This is a genomic window from Amycolatopsis sp. NBC_01480 (assembly GCF_036227205.1).
Classification (GTDB): domain Bacteria; phylum Actinomycetota; class Actinomycetes; order Mycobacteriales; family Pseudonocardiaceae; genus Amycolatopsis.
The window spans coordinates 7,190,759-7,211,701 of record NZ_CP109442.1; the positions used below are offsets into that span (position 1 = coordinate 7,190,759).

Sequence of the window (20,943 nt, forward strand, 5' to 3'; positions counted from 1 at the left end):
TCAGCCCTCCTGGTTCTGCAGGTACGCGGCCTTGCCGAGCCGCACCACGCCGTCGGAGTACACCTCGACGCCCGCGATCCGGGTGGACCGCACGGTCAGGTTGCGCAGGCGGTAGGTGTAGACGATCGGGTTCTGCTGCTGGATCAGCTGCACCGCCTGCCCGTACAGCGCGGCGCGCTCCTTGACGTCGATGCTGCGGGAGGCGGCGCCGAGCAGGTTGTCCAATGTGGACGAGTTGAACCCGCCGTAGTTGCCGCCGGCGCCGGTGGAGAGGAACCGGGCGGTGTTCGCGTCCGGATCGACGCGGCCGGACCAGCCGAGCATCAGCGCCTCGAACGTGCCGCGCTTCTGCACGTCCAGCAGCGTCGAGTACTCGACCGGCACGATCTTCAGGTCGAACCCGCCCTCGGCGACGCTGGCTTGCAATGCCTGCGCGTACCGGAGCTGGTCCTGGGTGTTGGAGACCTGCATCGAGACGGGGTAGGGGATGGGTACCCCAGCCTCGTGCAGGAGCTGGCGGGCCTTCGCGGGATCGAAGGCGGGACAGGCGTTGCTGGCGGCCGAGGCGTACGGCGTCGCCGGCGCGATCGGCGAGCAGGCGGGGTCGAACCAGTTGTTGAAGACCGTGTCCACCAGCGTCTGCCGGTCGATCGCGAGGGAGAACGCCTGGCGTACGCGGGGGTCCTTGGCCAGCGGTGTGTAGATCGGCTTGGTGGGCTTGCCGACGCCGTCGACGTTTCCGGTGTTGAGCGTGACGCCCTGGTAGCCCAGCGACGGCGCCTGCAGCACCTTCAGATTCGGGTCCTTGGCGAGCGCGTCGACGTCCTGCGGCGAGATGGTGTCGGCGACCTGGATGTCGCCGGAGCGCAGGTTCGCGGCGCGGATGTTGGCGTCGGCCATGATCCGGTAGGTGATCTTGTCCAGGTGGACGTCTTTGGCGTCGTAGTAAAGCGGGTCTCGGGTCACGGTGATCGAGGTCTGCGGCACGCGCCCGGCGAACTTGAACGGCCCGACGCAGACCGGGTGGTCGCCGAAGCCGTCGCCCTCTTTCGCCAGCGCGGCGGGCGACATGATCATGCCGGCGCGGTCGGCGAGCGCGGCGGTGATCGGCGCGAACGGGCGTTTGTAGTGCAGCACCACGTGGCTCACGTCGGTCGCCTGGATGCTCTTGACCGGCCCCATTTCGCTGGTGCGCTGGGAGGTCTTGAGCGAGAAGTGCCGCTGCAGGCTGGTCGCGACCGCCTTCGCGTCGAACGGCGTGCCGTCGGCGAACACGATGCCGGTGCGGACGCCGATGGTGACGGTGAGGCCGTCGGGGGAGACCGTCGGCAAGGTGGTCGCCAGCTGCGGGACCACGTCGCCGGCCGAGTTCAGGTCGTAGAGCTTCTCGCAGATCGTGCTCATCACGTAGCGCGTGTAGAGCGAGCTGGACGTGGTCGGGTCGAGGCGGTCGGGCTCCGCGGACAGGCCCATCACCAGCTCGCCCCCGTTCGTCACCCGCTGATCGCCGATCGGGGTGCCGAAGTCGTTGTGGTGCTCGCTGCGACCGCTCACGTGCTGCACCGGCACACAGGCCGTCAGCGTCGCCGCCGCCAGCACGGCGAGGGCCGCGTAAAGGGACCGGGGGGACATGGCGAACAAACTACGGCGGTTTTTCCCCGACGTCGTTTCCCTGGTGTTAATCCGTGTTAATATCGTTATGCATTAAAATGGCAGGAAAAACAGCGGACCGGCGATTTCGGCCCGCTGTTTTCCGGCGGTTCGGTCATTATCTCCCAGCGGCGTATCCCTGCATTCCGCGGGGGTTCGCCGCGCCCGAGAGCACGCCGGTCTCCGGGTCGCGCGCGACGGCGCACAACCGGCCTTCGGACCAGGGTTCTCCCACGGTGACCACGTGTCCGCGGTGCTCCAGGGAGGCGATCACGTCGGCGCCGAACCGCGATTCCACGGTCACGCTGCCGGGTTCCATCGTGCGCGGGTAGAACGAACTCGGGAAGCTGTCGGTGTGCCAGTTCGGCGCGTCGATCGCGCCTTGCAGGTCGAGTCCGCCGCGCACATTTTCGCGCAGGGCGACGGCGAGCAGGAAATGCGTGCTCCACTGGTCCTGCTGATCGCCGCCGGGGGTGCCGAACGCCATTACCGGGACGCCGTCGCGAAGGGCCAGTGAAGGCGTCAGCGTGGTGCGCGGGCGCTTTCCGGGGGCGAGCGAGTTGGGCAGGCCCGGGTCGAGCCAGGCCATCTGCAGCCGGGTGCCGAGCGGGAAGCCGAGGCCCGGGATCACCGGGTTGGACTGCAGCCAGCCGCCACTGGGCGTCGCCGCGATCATGTTGCCCCACCGGTCGACCACGTCGACGTGGCAGGTGTCACCGCGCGTCGCGCCGTCCTTGGCGACGGTCGGCTCGCCCGCGCCCACCGGCGTCACGACCGCGCCGCCGGCCCCGACGTACTCGACGTGCCGGGCCAGCCGCGGCTCCCGGCCGTCCGGACGTCCCGGGCGCAGCTCGTGCGAGGCCTGGTCGCCGATCAGCCGGCGGCGGATTTCGTTGTACTGCGGGGAAAGCAGGGTCTCCAGCGAGACGTCCGAGCTGTCGCCGTACCACGCTTCGCGGTCGGCCATCACGAGCTTCGTGCCCTCGATGAGCGTGTGGTAGTAGTCCGGCGTGGCGTAGTCCAGCTCTTCGGGCAGGAGCGCGAGCTGTTGCAGGAGCACGGGACCTTGGCTCCACAGGCCCGCTTTCGCGATGGTCCAGCCGTTCCAGGTGTGCGTGACCGGGTCCTCGTACACCGCCTCGTAGGTGGCCAGGTCCTGGCCGGTGAGGGTGCCGGCGTGCCGCTCGCCGGAGGTGTCCATGGTGGGCCGCGCGGAGAACTCGGCGATGGCCTCGCCGATGAAGCCCTCGCGCCAGACCTTGCGCGCGGCGTCGATCTGCGTCTCGCGGCCCGGGCCTGCGGCCTCGGCCTCGGCGAGCACCCGGCGCCAGGTGCCGGCGAGCGCGGGGTTCTTGAGCAGCGCGCCCGCCGCCGGCGCCTTGCCGTCGCGCAGGTAGACCTCGGCCGAGCTGGTCCACTCGGTCTCGAACAGCTCGCGCACGGTCTCGACGGTGGCGCCGACGCGGTCGACCGCGGGATGCCCGTTCGCGGCGTACCCGATCGCGTAGCCGAGGACGGTGCGCAGGGGCTTGGTGCCGTGGTCGCGCAGCAGGAGCAGCCAGGCGTCGAACGCGCCCGGGATCGCGGCGGCCAGCGGGCCGGTGCCGGGGACCAGGTCCAGCCCGAGCGAGGTGTAGTGCTCGATGGTCGCCCCGGCGGGCGCGGGCCCCTGTCCACAGAGGACCTTCGGCGCGCCGCCCGCGGGGGCGACGATCATCGGCACGTCGCCGCCCGGCCCGTTCAGGTGCGGCTCGACCACGTGCAGCACGAAGGCGGCGGCGGTGGCCGCGTCGTAGGCGTTGCCGCCGTCCTCGAGGACCGCCATCGCGGCGGCGGAGGCGAGCCAGTGGGTGGACGAGACCATGCCGAAGGTGCCCTGCAGGGTGGGACGCGTCTGGAACATGCCTGCATCCTCGCGCGCGAGGTGGGTGTACGTCCAAGACATGTGGGACACCATTCCGATAGCGTCATGCTATGGAACGCCGCCAGCTGGAGTACTTCGTCGCGATCGTCGAGCACGGCGGCTTCACCCACGCCGCGAAGGCATTGCGGGTGGCGCAACCCTCCTTGTCGCGCGCAATCGCCAAGCTGGAGCACGAACTGGACGTCGAGCTGTTTCACCGGGTCGGCCGCAACGCGGTGCTCTCCAGCGCCGGCCAGCTCATGGCCGACCGGGCCCGCCTGGTCCTACGCGACCTCGACGCGATGCGCGCCGCGGCCCGCGCAGTCGGCGACGGCCTGGTCGGCCGCGTCGACGTCGCCGCCACCTCGTCCTCGGCACTGGAACCAGTGATCAGCATCATCGCCGAACTGCGCGAACGCCATCCGGGGGTACTGGTGAGCACGTCTTCGGCGCTGTCCGCGGCGGAGGTGGTGGCGATGGTGCTGCAGGGCCGGTGTGAGGCTGGGGTTTGCGGGAGTGCTGAGCGGCCTTCTGGGCAGGGGCTGGTGGCGCACCATTTGCGGGATGAGGAGTTTCTGCTGGTCGCGCCGCCGGGGACGAGCCTCGGCGGAGGTGCCTCGGATGGCACTGTGGGGTGGCAAGATCTCGAGGGCATGCGGTTCGTGGTGACCAAACCGGCCACCGCGGTACGCGCGTTGTTCGACCGCCTGGCCGCGAGTGTCAGCGAAGTGTCCATCGCTGCCGAGGTGGGGGACCGCAGTGTGGTCCTGCCGATGGTCCTGCGCGGCATCGGCGCCGGCCTGATGCCGGACGGCTGGGCGGACCTGGCCCGCCGGGCAGGCGCCGAGGTCCACCGTTTCTCCCCGCCGGAACGGCTGCCGCAGTGGCTCGTGCACCGCTCCGGCCCGATCACCGCGGCGACCCAGGCCTTCCTGGACACCACCCTGGCCCGGCCTGCCTGACCACCCGGCCGCTCCCGCCGGGCCCAACGTGAGGTTCCCCCTGGGCGGTGGACACCGAGCTAGCAGGACTGCGGTCCTGCTGGAAGGATGTCCGTTATGCCTCCTCGTAAGCGTCGGTCGTACACGGCCGAGTACAAGATTGAGGCTGCGCATCGTGTGATCGACTCCGACCGCACGATCGCCGAGGTTGCCCGTGAGCTGGGGATCGATCCGGGGATGTTCAGTGTCTGGGTCAAAGACGAACGGCGGAGGATCGCCGCCGCCGGGGTCCACGGCGAGAAACCCCTGGAAGCTGCAGAGCAAGCCGAACTGCTGCGATTGCGCAGGCAGGTGGCCGAGCTGGAGAAGGACAACGCGTTCTTGGTAAAAGCGTCGGCGTACTTTGCCGCGATGCAGAAGAACCCGCGAGGTTCGATCTGATGGCGAAGTACGCCGGCCCCGACGAGCCCGCCGGCTCCACACCACCCGAGGGCACACGGTTCTCTGTCCTGCGCATGGCGCGGCTGCTCGGTGTCTCGACGTCCGGCTACTACGCGTACATGAAACGTTCCGCAGCAACGATGTTGACGCCCCGGCGGCAGCGCCGCGCTGATCTGGCGGTGAAGATCCTCGACGTACACACCGAGTCCGACGGTACCTACGGGTCCCCGCGGATCACCGCCGAACTACGGGCACGCGGTGAAACAGTGAACGAGAAAACCGTCGCGGCAATCATGGCCGGAATCGGGATCGAGGGCATCAGTCCCCGCACCTTCAAAGTCCGCACCACGGTGGTTGACCCGGCGGCGTCGTTTCCGCCGGATCTGGTGCGACGCAACTTCGACCAGGGCAAGCTCGACGCGGTCTGGCTGACCGACATCACCTACCTCACCTGCGGTGAGGGTGATCTGTACTTGTGCGCGATCCGCGACGGGCATTCCCGCCGCGTGCTCGGGCACATCGTCGCCGACCATATCGGTGCTGACATGGTCTGTGAGGCCATCGACGCGGCGGTGGCCTGCCGCAGCCGCGGTGTCGCCGGCACAGTGCTGCATTCCGATCGCGGTGGGGAATTCACGGCCGGGTTGACGGCGCGAGCCTGCGACCGGTACGGGTTGAAACGGTCGATGGGTGAGACCGGTATCTGCTGGGACAACAGCCCCGCGGAATCGTTCTGGTCAACGTTCAAGCACGAGTACTTTTACCGCCACACGTTCACAGTCAAGGCAGAACTTGTTGCTGCAGTTGACAAGTGGATCGGTCGGTACAACAATGAGAGGCGTCACTCGGCTATCGGGATGCTCAATCCTGTGTGCTACGAACAGTCCCTGACAGGCGCAGCGAAAGCTGCTTGAAGACCTGTCCACTGTTCGGGGGGAACCTCACCGCCCGAGTCTCGGATGCTCTGAAGGCCACCTTGAGGGCATCTGCGTCTCTGAAGGTGGCCTTCAGAGCATCACCGCGAACCCAACAGGGTGTCCTGACACTGTGGACGGTACCGCCGTTCAGCCGAGCCACCACGAAAACCACAGCCCCCATCGGCTTACGACGGAAGTCGCGTTCTTCCTTTACCGACCATCGTCGGGTACCGGGTAATCACTCACAGCCGTGAAAGTGGGCGCGTCCTTCACTGTCCCCGTCGCCGCGTGGCCTGGCCCGCGGTTGGAGGTAGATCCCAGTGCGTAAAGCCCGTGTCGCCGCGGTTCTGTCCGGAGTGGCCCTGTTCTCGCTGGCCGCGGCCGGGACCTCGGCCGCCGCCCAGCCGCGCATCATCGACGGCGGCAACGCCGACTCGCTGCACGGTGCCGCCCGGATGTTCGCCGGTGGCCAGGAACTCTGCTCGGCGACGATCATCGCGCCGGACTGGATCCTCACCGCGCGCCACTGCACCCAGGGCGCCGGCGGCCAGCAGATCAGCTTCCACATCGGCAGCCTCGACCAGACCCAGGGCACCTCGGTGAACGCGACCGAGGTGCACGAGTCGACCGACGCGGACATCTCGCTGGTGAAGATCGACCAGCAGGTGCAGACCGACTACGCGCCGCTGGGCAGCGAGGGCGACGTCAAGGTCGGCGACGAGGCCCAGGTCTACGGCTGGGGCGCGACCTGCACGGACAAGCCGGAGATCGAGTGCCAGTCGCAGCAGCTGAAGGTGGCCAAGGTGAACGTCACCTCCATCGACTGCCCCGACGGCGCGGCCGGCACCTCGGTCTGCGCGAACCGCGGCGACGGCATCACCGCCGGCGGTGACTCCGGCGGTCCCATGTACGCCAACGGAAAGCAGGTCGGCGTCGCCTCGACGAGCGACCGCCAGTCCTACACCGCCTACATCAACGTCACGCTCTACCGCGACTGGATCTCCTCCGTCGCGGGCGTCTGAGTCACTTTTTCCAGTGCCGGCGCCGGTTTTTCCGGCGCCGGCACCGGCGTGTCTCCTTTTGTCGGACCCCTCCGCTACGGTCATGCGGACCGAACGAGTCGATCTTGAGGAGGACCGGGAAACGTGACCGAACCCGCCGTCCCGCTGCGCGTGCTGTTCTGCATCGGGGTCAACCAGAACTTCTTCGACCTGCCCACCGACGGGATCGGCGTCGTGTGGCAGGCCTTCTCCGCCATGCTGCGCGACCTCGCCGCGCTGGACGGGGTCACGGTGCTCGGCACGATCGACGACGACCAGCACATGGTCGGCCCGTCCGCGGCCTGGCCGTGGACCTGTTACGTGCTGGCCGACGTCGCCGACCAGCCGGCCGTCGTGCGGGCGTGCAACCTGTTCCGCACCACCCCGGTCGGCGAGCACGCGCTCTGGCGGTACATGCGGATCGAGGCGCGGATGGGCCGCGAGCTGACCATCCCGGCCGCCGTCACCCTGCCGGACGCCGCGGCGGGTGACCGGTGACGGCGTCGCGGGTCGCGGTCGTGACGGGCGCCGCGCGCGGGCTCGGCCGCGTGATCGCCGGGCGGCTGCACGAGCAGGGCTACCGCGTCGTGCTGACCGACCGGGCGGAAGAGGCGGTGCGCGAGGCCGCGAACGAGCTCGACCCCGACGGCACGACCGCGCTGGCACTCCCGCTCGACGTGCGCGACAAGGCGGCGTTCGAGCGTGCCCGGGATGAGGCGGACCGTCGCTGGGGCCGGATCGACGTGCTGGTCAACAACGCGGGAATGTCCACAGTGGAGCCACTGATGGAGATCAGCCCGGAGAGCTTCTCCGCGGTGGTGTCGGCCAACCTCGACGGGGCGTTCCTCGGCAGCCAGGTCTTCGGCGCCTATTTCGCCGAACGGGGTGCCGGCCGCATCGTCAACGTCGCCTCGCTGGCCGGGCAGAACGGCGGGACCGCCACCGGCGCGCACTACGCCGCGGCCAAAGGCGGAGTGGCCACGCTGACCAAGGTGTTCGCGCGCGAGCTGGCCGGCCGCGGGGTCACGGTGAACGCCGTGTCGCCCGGCCCGCTCGACCTGCCGGTGGTGCACGAGTCCGTGCCCGCGGACCGGCTCGCGGAGATCAAACGCTCGATTCCCGTCGGCACGCTGGGCTCGCCGCTGTTCGTGGCCGACATGGTGGCGCTGCTCGCGGCGGAGCACGCCGGCTTCGTGACCGGCGCCTGCTGGGACGTCAACGGTGGCCTGTACCCGCGCTGACGTCCTCGCCTGCGGCCGGTGGCGGGGTATTCTGGCTTGCGGGTGAGCGTCATTGAAGGACGAGCATCGGCCTGACGACGGGTCGGTAGAGGTGCCGAACTTCCGGGGGCGGCAGGCCCTCGACGCGTGGCTTTCCGGCCACGACGCGGGATTGTTGTTGCAGGGCCCCGATCCCGACAGTCCCCACGCGGTGTTGAACGGGGTCGTGGTGGCGCAGCTGCCCGCCGCGGGCGCCCGCCTTTCCCGCTGGGACCCGGTGACAGTCTGGGTCACCGACGCCGGCGACCCAGCCGGCGTCCGCGAACCCCGCCGTCCCCTCCCGGACCTCTGGGAGAACACCGCAGCCCGCGAACCAGACGAGGACCTGGACGAGGCCTGAGCCGGGAGTTCCGGCCCGCGGTGATCCTTGTGTCAGGCAGGGTCAGTCGGTGCCCGACTCCATCGCTGCGTGGTCAAGCAACTCGTCGTCGCCGGAGACGCGGCCTCGGGAGGCGATGGCTTCGGCGCCGCCTTGGGGCATGGCGCCGATGAGGCCCGTCGAGGCGGCTTGGGCGGCCCCGATGAGGGCCGGGTGGGAGGTGCTGCCGACCATGCCGAGGCTGGCGTACTGCTCCAGTTTCGCGCGGGAGTCGGCGATGTCGAGGTTGCGCATGGTCAGCTGGCCGATCCGGTCCACAGGGCCGAACGCCGAGTCCTCGGTGCGCTCCATCGACAGCTTGTCCGGGTGGTAGCTGAACGCCGGGCCCGACGTGTCGAGGATCGAGTAGTCCTCGCCGCGGCGCAGGCGCAGCGTCACCTCGCCGGTGATGGCGGTGCCGACCCAGCGCTGCAGCGACTCGCGCAGCATCATCGCCTGCGGGTCCAGCCAGCGGCCTTCGTACATCAGCCGGCCGAGGCGGCGGCCTTCGTTGTGGTAGCTGGCGACGGTGTCCTCGTTGTGCACCGCGTTCACCAGCCGCTCGTAGGCCGCGTGCAGCAGCGCCATGCCCGGGGCCTCGTAAATACCGCGGCTCTTCGCCTCGATGATGCGGTTCTCGATCTGGTCGGACATGCCCAGCCCGTGCCGTCCGCCGATCGCGTTGGCCTCCAGCACCAGGTCGACGGCGGTGTCGAACTTCCGGCCGTTGATCGTGACCGGGCGGCCCAGCTCGAAGCCGATCGTGACGTCCTCGGGCGCGATCTCGACGGCGGCGTCCCAGAACCGCACGCCCATGATCGGCTCGACGATCTCGACACTGGTGTCGAGGTGCTCGAGCGACTTGGCCTCGTGCGTCGCGCCCCAGATGTTCGCGTCGGTGGAGTAGGCCTTCTCGGTGCTGTCGCGATAGGGCAGGTCGTGCGCGACGAGCCACTCGGACATCTCCTTGCGGCCGCCCAGCTCGGTGACGAAGTCGGCGTCCAGCCACGGCTTGTAGATCCGCAGGGAGGGGTTGGCGAGCAGGCCGTAGCGGTAGAACCGCTCGATGTCGTTGCCCTTGAAGGTGGACCCGTCGCCCCAGATCTGGACGTTGTCCTCCAGCATCGCGCGCACCAGCAGCGTGCCGGTGACCGCGCGGCCGAGCGGGGTGGTGTTGAAGTACGGGCGGCCGCCGGAGCGGATGTGGAACGCTCCGCAGGTCAGCGCCGCGAGCCCCTCTTCCACGAGGGCCTCACGGCAGTCGACCAGCCGCGCGATCTCCGCGCCGTAGGCGTGGGCGCGCCCGGGCACCGACGCGATGTCGGGCTCGTCGTACTGGCCGATGTCCGCGGTGTAGGTGCAGGGCACCGCGCCTTTGTCGCGCATCCACGCGACCGCCACAGACGTGTCGAGGCCGCCGGAGAAGGCGATCCCGACGCGCTCGCCGATAGGGAGGGAAGTGAGCATCTTGGACACGCGAATGATTATGCACGACGATGCATCATCGTGCAATTCGGGGCCCGGAACATCGTCGCGGCCGGCCGGGTTTCTGCGGGTTTACCCGGCGGAACACCCGACGGCGCCGGCGGCTTCCGCGGCCGGGCCGGGTGCCGGCAGCAGCCATTCGGTGAGCACGCGGGTGGCGGCGGTCGTGAGGGCGGTGCCGGCCCCGGCCGCGGCGTCGCGCAGTGGCTGGGGGTGCAGGCCGAGCGCGGTGAGGGACTGGGCGTGGCCGATCAGCCACCGTTCCAGCACACGCGGGTCGGCTTCGAGGTGGAACTGGAGGCCGAGCACGTGCGCGCCGACGGCGAACGCCTGGTTCGGGCACGCCGGCGTCGAGGCGAGCCGGACCGCGCCAGCCGGGATGTCGAACCGCTCCTGGTGCCAGTGCAGCACCGGGACGTCCGCGAGGTGCCGCAACGGCGAGCGGAGCCCTTCGTCGGTCAGGGTCAACGGCGTGTAGCCGATTTCGCTGTGCCCGGCGGCCTTGACCGCGGCGCCCAGCGCGCGGGCGAGCAGTTGCGCGCCCAGGCAGATGCCCAGCGTGCGCCCGCCGCGGCGGACCCGCTCCCGGATGGCCTCGACCTCGGCGGTGAGGAACGGGTAGCGCCCGGCGTCGGCGGCCCCGATCGGCCCGCCGAGCACCACGAGCAGGTCGGCCTCCGCCGCGGTCTCGGCGCTGATCTCGTGGACCCCGGCGTCGAGGTACAGCACGTCGTACCCGAGGCGGTTCAGCACCGGCTCGATCAGGCCGAGGTCCTCGAAGGCGACGTGGCGGACGGCCAGTGCGGTCTGGGTCATCGGTGGTCCTTCCGAACGACGCGGCGGGGTCGAGGATCGCGCAGGTGGCCGAAGCCAAGTAGAGCACGGCGACGGCGGCCTCCCCGGAGGTGCCGACCCGCGCCAGCGGGCGCTATTTCCCCAGGGTTAAGCCATTTTCGGCCGGTTTCCCCGCCGGCTGCCTGGCGATCACGGGCCCCGGCGCGACCGAGGTCACAACGATCACGCGCGCGACGGCCGTCGACTGTCCGAGCGCGTGCGGCGGCCCGGCTCGCCTCATCGCGCGGTGACGGGAGGGGGCGGGGCATCGGGGCGGCTCCTCGGATCCGGCGGCTTCATGATCGTGCCGGAGCCGATGTCCGAATGTCAACATTAAAACGGGTGCTGTGAGTGACGCCGCAAGCGCGGTGAGTGGTCCGTTGACGAAAGCGTCCGAAGTGGACGGTGACCTGCTCAAGAGGGGGATTTCTCTTCCCACTTAACGGTATAGCGCACCCCGGGGCTTGCCGCAAGGCCCGTCGGACGGCGCATAATCGCTGCTCCGCGAGCCGCGCGGGCGGTTCGCGGGTCGATGAACGAGGGGATTCCTGATGCGGGCACTGCTGTCGACGATCGGTTCGCGGGGCGACTTCCAGCCGTTGCTGGCGCTCGGGGTGCAGCTGCGCGAACTCGGGCACGAGGCGCGGCTGTGCGCGCCGCCGGACTTCCGAGGGCTGGCCGAGGAGCACGGCCTGCCGTTCGTGCCGCTGGGTCCCGAGTTACAGCCCGGCGAAACCGCGAACCAGGCACCGAAGAAGCTCACGATCGACGAGCTGCGGGCGCTGGTGCCGGCCACCGTCGCCGGTCAGTTCGAGACGGTGGGGGAGGCGGCCGAGGGCTGCGACGTGATCGTGGGCTGCAACCAGCTCCAGGTCGCCGCTCGGTCGGTGGCCGAGCTGCGGGGCATCCGGTACTTCTTCGCCGACTACAGCCCGGTCAGCCTGCCCTCGCCGCATCACGCGCCGCCGCCGTTGCCCGGGCGCCCACCGGCCGACCCGGACGCCGACGACCGCACGCTGTGGGCCCAGGAGATCGAACGCCGCAACGCCACCTGGCGCACCGCGCTCAACGAGCAACGCGCGGCAGTCGGGCTCGGCCCGGTCGACGACGTCCTCGGCCACATCCTGACCGACCGGCCCCTGCTGGCCGCCGATCCGGCGCTGGCGCCATGGTTGCGACCGTCCGATGTGGACGTCGTGCAGACCGGTGCCTGGATCCTGCCCGACCGGCGGCCGCTGCCTGCCGAGGTGACGAACTTCCTCGCGGACGGCGAACCGCCGGTCTACTTCGGCTTCGGCAGCATGCGCTCGCCGCGGGCCCTGGGCCGGGCGGCGGTCGAGGCGGCCCGGGCGCTCGGGCGTCGCACGATCGTGCTGCGCGGCTGGGCCGGGCTGGCCTTGCCGGACGACGGGCCGGACTGCCTGGCCGTCACGGAGCTGAACCTGCAGGCGCTGTTCCCGCGCGTCGCCGCCGTTGTGCACCACGGCGGCGCGGGCACCACGACCACCGCCAGCCGCGGCGGCGCGCCGCAGGTCGTGGTGCCGCACCACTACGACCAGGACTACTTCGCCCGCCGCGTCCAGGATCTCGGCATCGGCACTGCGCACGCGGGCGCCGAGCCGACCGCCGATTCCCTGGCCGCGGCGTTGAAGCAGGTCCTTCAGTCCGATGTGGAGAGTCGGGCCCGGTCGTTCGCCGCCGAGGTGCGCACGGACGGCGCTAAGGTCGCCGCGGAGCTCATCGTCTGAAGTGTTACTGCGCGACGGCCATCACCTGGTCCATCCCGCCGTCCGCGCGCCATTTCCGCAGCAGTTCCTGCAGCGCCAGCGGCCCGTCGCCGAAGCCGTAGGACCCGCCGCGTGCGCCCGGCCGGCCTTCGTTGTTGTAGTAGCCGGGCGTGCAGGCGAGCAGGAACTCGGTACGGTCCTTGGCTTTTCCGCGGATCAGCTCGATCCACGCGTCCTCCGCCTCGGCGGTCGGCTCGACCCGGTCCACGCCGCGCTTGCGGGCCTCGGCCACGATTTCGCGGATGTGCGTGGCCTGCTGGTCGAGGCCGTGCACGAAGTTGATCGTGCTGGCAGTCTGGAGCTGCCCGACGTGGAACAGGTTCGGGAAGCCGTGGCTGGAGAAGCCGTGCAGTGTCCGGATGCCGTTCCGCCAGTGCTCCAGCAACGCGACGCCGTCGCGGCCGACGACCGGGAGGCGGCCGGTCATCATGTCCGTCGCGCCGAGCTCGAAGCCGGTCGCGAAGATGATGCAGTCGACCTCGTGCTCCTGGCCGCCGGCCACCACGGTCTTGCCGGTGATCCGCTCGACGCCGCCGGTGTCCGCGGTGTCGACCAGGGTCACGTTGGGGCGGTTGAACGTCTGGAGGTAGTGGTCGCTGAACGTCGGCCGCTTGCACATGTAGCTGTACCAGGGCTTGAGCGCCTCCGCCGTCGCCGGGTCCCGGACCACGGCTTCGACCCGGTCGCGCAGCTCGTTCATCTTCTGGAAGTCGACGAGTTCGCCGACGCGGTCGCGTTCCTCCTCGGGCAGATGGGCGTACGCGTCGGTGGGGATGATCTTCTCGAGCAGCCGGGCGCTGCCGGTCCAGCCGTCGGCGATCAGGTCCTGTTCGACCTGCCCGCCGGTGATGATCGTGAGGAAGTTGTCCCGGCGGGCCTGCTGCCAGCCCGGCGCGAGCGAGCGCGCCCACTCCGGGTCGGTGCGGCGGTTGCCGCGCACGTCCACAGTGGACGGCGTGCGCTGGAAGACGTACAGGTGCTTGGCATCGCGTCCCAGGTGCGGCACGACCTGGATCCCGGTGGCGCCGGTGCCGATGAGCGCGACGCGCTTGTCGGCCAGCCCGGTGAGGCCGCCGTCGGCGGTGCCGCCGGTGTAGCCGTAGTCCCAGCGGCTGGTGTGGAAGGTGTGCCCCTCGAACGTCTCGATACCCGGGATGCGGGGGAGCTTGGGCCGGTCGAGCACGCCGCTGGTGACGACCGCGTACTGCGCCCGGATGACGTCCCCGCGGTCGGTGCGGACGGTCCACTGCACCGAGTCCTCGTCCCAGCTCAGCCCTTCGACGGCGGTCTGGAAGCAGGCGTCGCGGTAGAGGTCGAAGTGCCGGCCGATCGCCTGGCAGTGCCGCAGGATCTCGGCGCCGGGCGCGTACTTCCACTCGGGGAGGTAGCCGAGTTCTTCCAGCAGTGGCAGGTAGATGTAGGACTCGACGTCGCAGTGGATGCCGGGGTAGCGGTTCCAGTACCAGGTGCCGCCGAAGTCCCCGCCCTTCTCGATCACCCGGACGCGGGACAGGCCGGCCTCGCGCAGCCGCGCCGCGGCGAGCAGCCCGCCGAAGCCGCCGCCGACGACCACCGCGTCGACCTCGTCCTGCAACGGCTCACGGGTGAAATCGGCGGCGGTGTACGGGTCCTCGGCGTAGTAGCCGAAGTCGCCTTCGGCCCGCTGGTACTGGGCGCTGCCGTCGGGGCGCAGCCGCCGGTCGCGCTCGGCACGGTACTTGGCGCGCAGCGCGTCCGGGTCGAAGCCCGGGCCGGACGGCGCCGAGGGGGTGCTGGACATGGGGTGGCCCTCCGGGGTCGGTGATCTCCGCTGAATTCCAGGTAACCCACTAACGCGGTGTTAGTCAAGCAGGTGATTTAAACTCGCGGTAGGCTTCCCGCCCATGGACGACACTCCGAACGACACCGCGGCGGAGAGGGGAACCGGGTGGCGGGAACGGATCACCCCGGGCCGGTTCGACGGCCGGACGGTGATCGTCACCGGGGCCGGTTCCGGCATCGGCCGGGCGACCGCCTCACGGATCCTGCGCGAGGGCGGCCGGGTGATCGCGGCCGACGTTTCCGGCGACCGCCTGGACGCGTTCACCACGGAGTTCGCCACGGAAGCCGGGTCCGCCGCGCTCGTCACCGTGGCCGCGGACATCACCGACGCGGCCGGCGTCGAGCGGATCGTGACCGCGGCCGGGCCCCGGATCGACGGGCTGGCCAACGTCGCCGGCATCGTCGACGACGACTCGCCGGCCCACGAGATCAGCGACGAGGTCTGGCAGCGGGTCTTCGCGGTCAACGTGGACGGCACGTTCCGCCTCATCCGCGCGGTCGTGCCCTCGATGCTGGACGCCGGCGCCGGCTCGATCGTGAACGTCGCGTCCGAAGCGGCGCTGCGCGGCTCCACTGCCGGGATCGCTTACACCGCCTCGAAACACGCGGTCGTGGGCATCACCCGCAGCTGCGCGTTCATGTACGGGCCGCAGGGCCTGCGGGTCAACGCCGTCGCCCCGGGCGCGGTCGCCACCGGGATCGCGCGGATCGGCACGCCGTCGGAGTTCGGGCAGCGGCGGATCCGAGACTTCCTCCCGCTGATCCCGTCCATCGCGCAGGCCGAGCAGCTCGCGGCCTCGATCACGTTCCTGCTCAGCGACGACGGGGTCAACGTCAACGGTGCCGTGCTGCCCTCCGACGGCGGATGGGCGGTGCAGTAGCGATGAAGCTCGAACAAGTGGCGCCGGAGCTGCGGTCCCGGGCGCGCTGGATGCCGCGCGTCTCGATGCGGCGCCCGTGGGTGCGCCGGCTGGGCCGGGCGCTGACCAGGCGGATGCGTGCGGTGGAGGTGCCCGGCGTGCGCCTCGAGACGGCGGACGGGGTCCGGGTCTACCGCCCGGACGACGTCCGCTCGGACGCGGCGCTGCTGTGGATCCACGGCGGGGGACTGGTGGCCGGAAGCGCGGTGTCGGACGACCGGTTCTGCGGCGAGACCGCCCGTGAGCTGGGGATCACCGTCGTGTCGGCGGAATACCGGCTGGCGCCCGAAAACCCGTGCCCAGCGGCGATCGACGACTGCCATGCCGCGTGGACGTGGCTGCAGAAGCAGGCCGGGTCCCTCGGCGTCGACCCGGCCCGGGTGGTGGTCGGCGGGCAGAGTGCCGGTGGCGGACTGGCCGCGGCGCTGGTGCAACGGCTGCACGACGAGGGCGGCCCGCAACCGCTCGCGCAGTGGCTGTTCTGCCCGATGCTCGACGACCGCACCGCCGCCCGCCGGGACCTCGACCGCGTCGGGCACCTGGTGTGGGACAACCGGCTGAACCACTTCGGCTGGCAGTCCTACCTCGCCGCCGAGCCCGGGGTGTCGAAGGTGCCGCGTTACGCCGTGCCCGCGCGGCGCGGCGACCTCAGTGGACTGCCGCCCGCCTGGATCGGCGTCGGCGACATCGACCTGTTCCACGACGAAGACCACGCGTACGCCGAACAACTGCTCGAGGACGGGGTCGAGACGCGGTTCCACCTCGTGCCCGGCGCGCCGCACGGGTTCGAGGCCTGGGCGCCCGGCACCGACCTGGCCCGGGCGTATCTGGCCGCGGCCCGAACGTGGCTGCGGGCGCGCACGTAGGATCTTCCCCGGCGAAAAGGTGGTGGTTTATGACCGAGAGAACCGTCCGGATGGACCGGGCCGGCGCGACGCGGGAGGCGATCCTCGGCACGGCGGAACAGCTGTTCGCCGAGCACGGGGTGCACGCGGTGTCCAACCGGCACATCAGCGAGGCCGCGGGCCAGGGCAACAACGCCGCGGTGAACTACCACTTCGGCACCAAAGTGGACCTGGTCCGCGCGATCATGCGCAAGCACACCGCGCGGATCGAGGTGCTGCGCACGGAGATGGTCGACGCGATGCCCGCTGGCCCCGGCCTGCGCGAGTGGGTGGCCTGCCTGGTCCGGCCGACCACCACCTACCTCGACGAGCTCGGCGTGCCGAGCTGGTTCGCCCGGTTCGGCGCGCAGATCATGACCGACCCCGCGCTGCGCGAGATCATGGTCACGGAGTCGCTTTCCTCGCCGGTGCTGGCCCACGCGGTCGACGGGCTGAACCGCTGCCTGCCCCAGCTGCCGCCGGAGGTCCGCGCCGAGCGCGCGGACATGATCCGCCAGCTGATGATCCACGTGACCGCCGAACGCGAGCGCGCCCTCGCCGAGGGCACGCCTACTCCGCGAGCGACCTGGGCGGACGCCGCGACGGGCCTGATCGACGGCATCACCGGGCTGGCGCTGGCGCCGGTCACGCGCTGAGCCCGGCCCGGTACGTCCACAGTGGACGCACCGGGCCGGGGACCACCGTCAGGCGAGGGTGATCGCGTACAGCTCGGCCCTGGGGTCGTTCGGCAGCGTCAGCGACTGGAGCGTCTTGCCCGGGTCCAGGGCGGCCTGGACCCCGAAGAGCCGGACCGGCGGGCCGTCCACCCCGCTGCCCGCCTTGATCCGGTGCGGCAGGTCGAGCACGACGGTGCTGCCCGCCGGCGTCGAGCCCGCCCAGTCGCCGAGCGTCACGCCGAGGGCCGCGCTGCTGCCGTCGGTGTAGTGCGCGGTCAGCGTGGTCGTCACCGGGCCGCTGTGCGAGGAGCCGACGATCCGCAGCGACCCGTGGCTGCCCGCCGGGACCAGCAGCGACTGGCCGCGGGCCTCGACGAAGTTCGCCGCGGTGCCGCTCGCGTCCGGGGCGGCGTAGGTGACGCCGTCCCACACGACCGGTCCGGCCGGCGGCAGCAGGTCCGCGTCGTAACTCCAGCCGGAGCCGTCGAAGTTGCCCTCGGTGGACGCGGCGACTGTGGCCGTGCCGTCGTGGTTGCGGTCCCGGCTCAGGTCGACCGCGCACGCCGTGCCGGACGTCGCCGCGCAGACCGCAGGCGCCCGCACTTCGACGCTCACCGGCCGTGTGACGGTGTTCGCGCCCAGCCCGGAAGCCTTGACCTGCAACGGATAGCTGCCCAATGGGGTCCCCGCCGGCACCGTCACGGCCAGCGAAACCGGTTGCTGCACCGGCAATCGGCCCGACCACTGGAGCAGCGGGTTCCGTGGCTTCGTGGTCACCTTCCAGCCCTGCGGCGCGGTGGTGGTCACCGTGACCGGCTGCACCAGCGGGCTTTGCGTCAGCACGTCCAGGTTCAGGTTCACCTGCTGCGCCTGGTCCGACGCGGGGATCACGACCGAGCTTTGGCCCAGCGAAGCGTCGACGTGGCTGCGCAGATCACCGACCGCGTTGTTCACCGAAGGCGGCTCGGCGTTCGCCGACGTGCCCCACTTCGACGGGATGGCGCCGACTTTGTGCGTCAGCGTGCCGCCGTGGGAGATCGCGGACCAGTCCAGCCAGGTCTGCCGGACGTCACGGCCGTTCAGCGAAACGCTCTGCACGTACCGGTTCGTGTCGCTCGCGCCCGGCGCGGAAACCGTGAGCGTGCCGCCCTGCGAGCTGCCGTACTGTCCGATCCGGACGGTCGCCGAATCGAACTGCGGGCTGGACACCGCGAGGAAGTTCGAGCCGCTCATCGTCGGGTACAGCCCGAGCGAGGAGAACACGTACCAGGCCGACATGGTGCCGAGGTCGTCGTTGCCGGTCATGCCGTCCGGGCCGGTGGTGAACAGCGTCATCGCCGCCCGGACCACGGTCGCGGTCTTGGCCGGCGCGCCGACCCAGTTGTACATGTACGGCGCCAGCAGGTCCGGCTCGTTGTTCGGGTTGTAGGTGGGCTTGCCGTAGTAGTCGTACGGGCTGGCGATCCAGTCGTTGCGCGCGGTGCCCGCCGGGTCGGCGAGCAGCTTGTCGTAGGCGAAGAAGGAGTCCAGCCGCTTCTGCGTCGTCGCGCGCCCGCCCATCAGCGACACCAGCCCGGCCGGGTCCTGCGGCACGAGCCACTGGTACTGGTAGGCGCCGCCCTCGTGGAACTGCTGGTCGGCGTCGACCGGGTTGTACGGCGTCAGCCAGGTGCCTTCGGTGGTGCGCGGGCGGAACGCCTGCGTCGAGGAGTCCCAGAGGTTCTTGTACCACTGGCCGCGGTCGGCGAACATCCGCGCGTCGGCGGTGTGGCCGAGGCCCTTGGCCATCAGCGCGAGGGCCGCGTCGGCCGCGGAGTACTCCATCGTCGCCGAGGCCGGGTGGTTGCAGTCGTTGTCGCCGCCCTTGGCCGCGCAGTCCGTGCCGAGGGTCAGGCCGCTGGGGATGTAACCGCGGTCGTTGTAGTAGTTCACGCCGGAGCGCCCGTTGTACGGCGAATCGGCGGGCGGCGTGCTCGTGGCGTTCTTCTTGAGCAGCGCGTACGCCTCTTCCTCATGCCCGGCGAGCAGGCCCTTGGACCAAGCCTCGACGAGGAACGGCGTCACCGGGTCACCGGTCATGATGTTGGTCTCGCTGCCGGCCAGCGCCCAGCGCGGCAGCCAGCCGCCGTCACGCCCGATCGCCACCACGGACAGCGCGACGTCTTTCGCCACTTGAGGTTCGAGCATCTCCAGCAATTGGTTCTGCGGCCGATAGGTGTCCCAGAGCGAGAAGTTCTGGTACGGCGTGTAACCGCTCGCGGTGTGCACCTTGCCGTCGAAGCCCGTGTACGCGCCGTCGGTGTCGCCGGCCAGGTTCGGGTGCAGCTGCGAGTGGTAGAGAGCGGTGTAGAACGCCGTCTGCCGGTCCGCGGTGCCGCCGGAGATCTTGACCGCGCCGAGCCGGTCGGCCCAGGCCTGGTGCAGCGCCGTGCGGGTGGCGTCGAAGTCGTACGAGTCACCGGTTTCCGCGGTGAGGTTCTTCCGCGCGCCCTCGGGGCCGGTGTAGGACAGGCCGACCTTGACCGTGACGTCGCGGTCGGTCGTCGCGTCGAAGCTCGCCCACGCGCCGTTGCCGCCGGTGCCCGCCGCGTCCCGGCTGCCCGGCGTGCGCGTCGAGCCGCGCCAGGTGCCGAAGGAGCTGAACGGCCGGTCGAACGTCGCGGTGAAGTACACCGTGTGCTCGTCGTGCCCGGCGCAGAACCCGCCCGCGCGCACGCGGCCCTCCAGCGTCCGGTCGCCGACCACGTGGATCTCGGAGTCCTTGACCGACTGATTGGCCTGGCCGGTGTTGAACAGGACGTTCGCGGCGCCGGTCGAGGGGAAGGTGTAGCGCTGCCAGCCGGTGCGCGCGGTGGCGGTCAGCTCGGCGTTGATGTCGTACTTTTTGAGGCCCACGCGGTAATAACCGGGCTCGGCGTGCTCGTCGTCGTGCGTGTAATCGGACTTGTAGACGTCCTTGTCGACGCTGTCGACGGCGCCGGTGGTCGGCATGATCGGCAGCTCGCCCATCACCCCGCAGCCGACGCCGGACAGGTGCGTCTGGCTGAAGCCGTAGATGGCGTTCTGCTGGTAGTCGTAGCCGCCCTGGCCGCCGGTGTCGGGGCTGACCTGCACCATCCCGAACGGCGCGCTGGCCCCGGGGAAGGTGTTGCCGAAGTTCTCCGTGCCGACGAACGGGTTCACCTGCGCCACCGGATCGGCGGCCGGGGCGGGTTGCGCCCCGGCCGTGGCGGGCGCCAGCGCGGCGAACACCAGGCCCGCGACCGCGAGCGCGGCCGCCCGTCTGCTCTGCGTCCTCATGGGGCCGCACCTCCCAGAAGCGATGACATCGTTGTCAAAACCGAACCCGGTGCCGGGTTCGCGAACGGAGAGCAGCTTTACATCTCGAGGGGCATTTGCAAACCCCGTGACCGGTCAATCCGTTGTCAGGACTGACGGGACACGGGGTTTGGCTGTCGCGGCGGGGTGGCTACGCGTCGATCGGCTCGCGGAGGCGGCCGCCGTCGACTTCCCAATTCTGCAAGGCTTTCTCGCCCGCGGTGAGCAGCTCCGGACCCGGGTCGCCCTCGAGCAGTGCTTCGGGACTGCGGTGGTCGTCGCGGTGGGCTGCGGTCATCAGGATGCCATGCGCGACAACAGGATCTGTCTCCGGCGGCACGACGAGCAGGGTCAAGCGGTGCCGCTCCCACGCGCCGATCACGGTCACCGTGGCGGCGGGCTGCGACCGGAAGCCCTCCAGACGGACGTCGGCGTCCTCGATGCGGAGACGGCGCGGTGTCCTTGGCCAGGCGGCGAGGTTGAAGGTCACGCGTTCGACCTGTTCCAGCCGCACGGCCAGCACCGTCAGCAGGGACGGCAGCTCGGCGGCCAGGTCGCGGGAACGGGGCCACCACGCGCCGTCCACGTACCCGGTCCGGGGCGCTTTCGGCTTGAGGCGCAGGCGGACCTGGTGGCGGGGCGACTCGGGCACCGGTGTTTCGGTGCAGGGATCCGGCTTCATGGTGG

Annotated in this window: 18 protein-coding genes; 11 read left to right on the forward strand and 7 right to left on the reverse strand. The window is 70.6% G+C overall.

The window, feature by feature from the left end; genetic code table 11:
- The gene (locus OG371_RS34245) at positions 1 to 1,632 is read right to left on the reverse strand and encodes an ABC transporter substrate-binding protein (RefSeq protein ID WP_329059800.1); all 1,632 of its coding nucleotides are present in this window, start codon (positions 1,630 to 1,632) and stop codon (positions 1 to 3) included.
- Between the two features lie 136 nt (positions 1,633 to 1,768).
- Complete coding sequence (locus OG371_RS34250; RefSeq protein WP_329059801.1) at positions 1,769 to 3,553, reverse strand: gamma-glutamyltransferase family protein; 1,785 nt, start codon at positions 3,551 to 3,553, stop codon at positions 1,769 to 1,771.
- A gap of 71 nt (positions 3,554 to 3,624) precedes the next feature.
- Between OG371_RS34250 and OG371_RS34255 the strand changes: the two genes are divergently transcribed.
- From OG371_RS34255 to OG371_RS34285, 7 genes are all read left to right on the forward strand, one after another.
- Positions 3,625 to 4,515, forward strand: a complete 891-nt coding sequence (locus OG371_RS34255; protein ID WP_329059802.1) for a LysR family transcriptional regulator — start codon at positions 3,625 to 3,627, stop codon at positions 4,513 to 4,515.
- A gap of 96 nt (positions 4,516 to 4,611) precedes the next feature.
- Positions 4,612 to 4,935, forward strand: coding sequence for a transposase (locus tag OG371_RS34260; protein ID WP_329057474.1), 324 nt, complete (start codon positions 4,612 to 4,614; stop codon positions 4,933 to 4,935).
- Positions 4,935 to 5,849: an IS3 family transposase gene (locus OG371_RS34265; RefSeq protein WP_329057475.1), complete on the forward strand. Its 915-nt coding sequence runs from the start codon at positions 4,935 to 4,937 to the stop codon at positions 5,847 to 5,849. Before OG371_RS34260 ends, OG371_RS34265 begins: the two co-directional genes overlap by 1 nt.
- A gap of 323 nt (positions 5,850 to 6,172) precedes the next feature.
- Entirely contained in the window at positions 6,173 to 6,874 is a 702-nt protein-coding gene (locus OG371_RS34270) for a S1 family peptidase (protein ID WP_329059803.1), read from the forward strand.
- Positions 6,875 to 6,997: 123 nt separating this feature from the next.
- Entirely contained in the window at positions 6,998 to 7,390 is a 393-nt protein-coding gene (locus OG371_RS34275) for a hypothetical protein (protein WP_329059804.1), read from the forward strand.
- Complete coding sequence (locus OG371_RS34280) at positions 7,387 to 8,133, forward strand: SDR family NAD(P)-dependent oxidoreductase (protein WP_329059805.1); 747 nt, start codon at positions 7,387 to 7,389, stop codon at positions 8,131 to 8,133. The genes OG371_RS34275 and OG371_RS34280 overlap by 4 nt, the downstream gene beginning before the upstream one ends.
- Before the next feature lie 91 nt (positions 8,134 to 8,224).
- Positions 8,225 to 8,512: a PASTA domain-containing protein gene (locus OG371_RS34285; protein ID WP_329059806.1), complete on the forward strand. Its 288-nt coding sequence runs from the start codon at positions 8,225 to 8,227 to the stop codon at positions 8,510 to 8,512.
- 42 nt (positions 8,513 to 8,554) lie between these two features.
- On the opposite strand, the gene argG is transcribed toward OG371_RS34285, so the two are convergent.
- Together argG and OG371_RS34295 are read right to left on the reverse strand one after the other, a co-directional pair.
- Complete coding sequence (argG, locus tag OG371_RS34290; protein WP_329059807.1) at positions 8,555 to 10,006, reverse strand: argininosuccinate synthase; 1,452 nt, start codon at positions 10,004 to 10,006, stop codon at positions 8,555 to 8,557.
- Positions 10,007 to 10,087: 81 nt separating this feature from the next.
- Entirely contained in the window at positions 10,088 to 10,831 is a 744-nt protein-coding gene (locus tag OG371_RS34295; protein WP_329059808.1) for a glutamine amidotransferase, read from the reverse strand.
- 569 nt (positions 10,832 to 11,400) lie between these two features.
- Between OG371_RS34295 and OG371_RS34300 the strand changes: the two genes are divergently transcribed.
- Positions 11,401 to 12,597 (forward strand): glycosyltransferase, encoded by a 1,197-nt coding sequence (locus OG371_RS34300; protein WP_329059809.1) that lies wholly within the window; start codon positions 11,401 to 11,403, stop codon positions 12,595 to 12,597.
- A gap of 4 nt (positions 12,598 to 12,601) precedes the next feature.
- Here OG371_RS34300 and OG371_RS34305 read toward each other — a convergent pair whose 3' ends face one another.
- Positions 12,602 to 14,416, reverse strand: coding sequence for a flavin-containing monooxygenase (locus OG371_RS34305; RefSeq protein ID WP_329059810.1), 1,815 nt, complete (start codon positions 14,414 to 14,416; stop codon positions 12,602 to 12,604).
- Positions 14,417 to 14,519: 103 nt separating this feature from the next.
- Here OG371_RS34305 and OG371_RS34310 point away from each other — a divergent pair, with 103 nt between their 5' ends.
- Genes OG371_RS34310 through OG371_RS34320 form a run of 3 tightly spaced genes read left to right on the forward strand, consistent with a single transcriptional unit; the run spans position 14,520 to position 16,917 of the window.
- Positions 14,520 to 15,338: an SDR family NAD(P)-dependent oxidoreductase gene (locus OG371_RS34310; RefSeq protein WP_329059811.1), complete on the forward strand. Its 819-nt coding sequence runs from the start codon at positions 14,520 to 14,522 to the stop codon at positions 15,336 to 15,338.
- Between the two features lie 2 nt (positions 15,339 to 15,340).
- Positions 15,341 to 16,243, forward strand: a complete 903-nt coding sequence (locus OG371_RS34315; RefSeq protein WP_329059812.1) for an alpha/beta hydrolase — start codon at positions 15,341 to 15,343, stop codon at positions 16,241 to 16,243.
- 29 nt (positions 16,244 to 16,272) lie between these two features.
- Entirely contained in the window at positions 16,273 to 16,917 is a 645-nt protein-coding gene (locus tag OG371_RS34320) for a TetR/AcrR family transcriptional regulator (RefSeq protein ID WP_329059813.1), read from the forward strand.
- A 48-nt stretch (positions 16,918 to 16,965) separates the two neighbouring features.
- Here the strand turns inward: OG371_RS34320 and OG371_RS34325 are convergent, their stop codons facing one another.
- Positions 16,966 to 20,238, reverse strand: a complete 3,273-nt coding sequence (locus OG371_RS34325) for a GH92 family glycosyl hydrolase (RefSeq protein ID WP_329059814.1) — start codon at positions 20,236 to 20,238, stop codon at positions 16,966 to 16,968.
- Positions 20,239 to 20,407: 169 nt separating this feature from the next.
- The gene (locus tag OG371_RS34330) at positions 20,408 to 20,938 is read right to left on the reverse strand and encodes a DUF5994 family protein (protein WP_329059815.1); all 531 of its coding nucleotides are present in this window, start codon (positions 20,936 to 20,938) and stop codon (positions 20,408 to 20,410) included.
- Between the last annotated feature and the right edge of the window lie 5 nt (positions 20,939 to 20,943).

Excerpts from the sequence above, each read along its gene's own strand:
- OG371_RS34245 (WP_329059800.1), bottom strand. The coding sequence starts at position 1,632 with ATGTCCCCCCGGTCCCTTTACGCGGCCCTCGCCGTGCTGGCGGCGGCG.
- OG371_RS34250 (WP_329059801.1), bottom strand. The coding sequence starts at position 3,553 with ATGTTCCAGACGCGTCCCACCCTGCAGGGCACCTTCGGCATGGTCTCG.
- OG371_RS34255 (WP_329059802.1), top strand. The coding sequence starts at position 3,625 with ATGGAACGCCGCCAGCTGGAGTACTTCGTCGCGATCGTCGAGCACGGC.
- OG371_RS34260 (WP_329057474.1), top strand. The coding sequence starts at position 4,612 with ATGCCTCCTCGTAAGCGTCGGTCGTACACGGCCGAGTACAAGATTGAG.
- OG371_RS34265 (WP_329057475.1), top strand. The coding sequence starts at position 4,935 with ATGGCGAAGTACGCCGGCCCCGACGAGCCCGCCGGCTCCACACCACCC.
- OG371_RS34295 (WP_329059808.1), bottom strand. The coding sequence starts at position 10,831 with ATGACCCAGACCGCACTGGCCGTCCGCCACGTCGCCTTCGAGGACCTC.
- OG371_RS34300 (WP_329059809.1), top strand. The coding sequence starts at position 11,401 with ATGCGGGCACTGCTGTCGACGATCGGTTCGCGGGGCGACTTCCAGCCG.
- OG371_RS34305 (WP_329059810.1), bottom strand. The coding sequence starts at position 14,416 with ATGTCCAGCACCCCCTCGGCGCCGTCCGGCCCGGGCTTCGACCCGGAC.
- OG371_RS34310 (WP_329059811.1), top strand. The coding sequence starts at position 14,520 with ATGGACGACACTCCGAACGACACCGCGGCGGAGAGGGGAACCGGGTGG.
- OG371_RS34315 (WP_329059812.1), top strand. The coding sequence starts at position 15,341 with ATGAAGCTCGAACAAGTGGCGCCGGAGCTGCGGTCCCGGGCGCGCTGG.
- OG371_RS34320 (WP_329059813.1), top strand. The coding sequence starts at position 16,273 with ATGACCGAGAGAACCGTCCGGATGGACCGGGCCGGCGCGACGCGGGAG.
- OG371_RS34325 (WP_329059814.1), bottom strand. The coding sequence starts at position 20,238 with ATGAGGACGCAGAGCAGACGGGCGGCCGCGCTCGCGGTCGCGGGCCTG.
- OG371_RS34330 (WP_329059815.1), bottom strand. The coding sequence starts at position 20,938 with ATGAAGCCGGATCCCTGCACCGAAACACCGGTGCCCGAGTCGCCCCGC.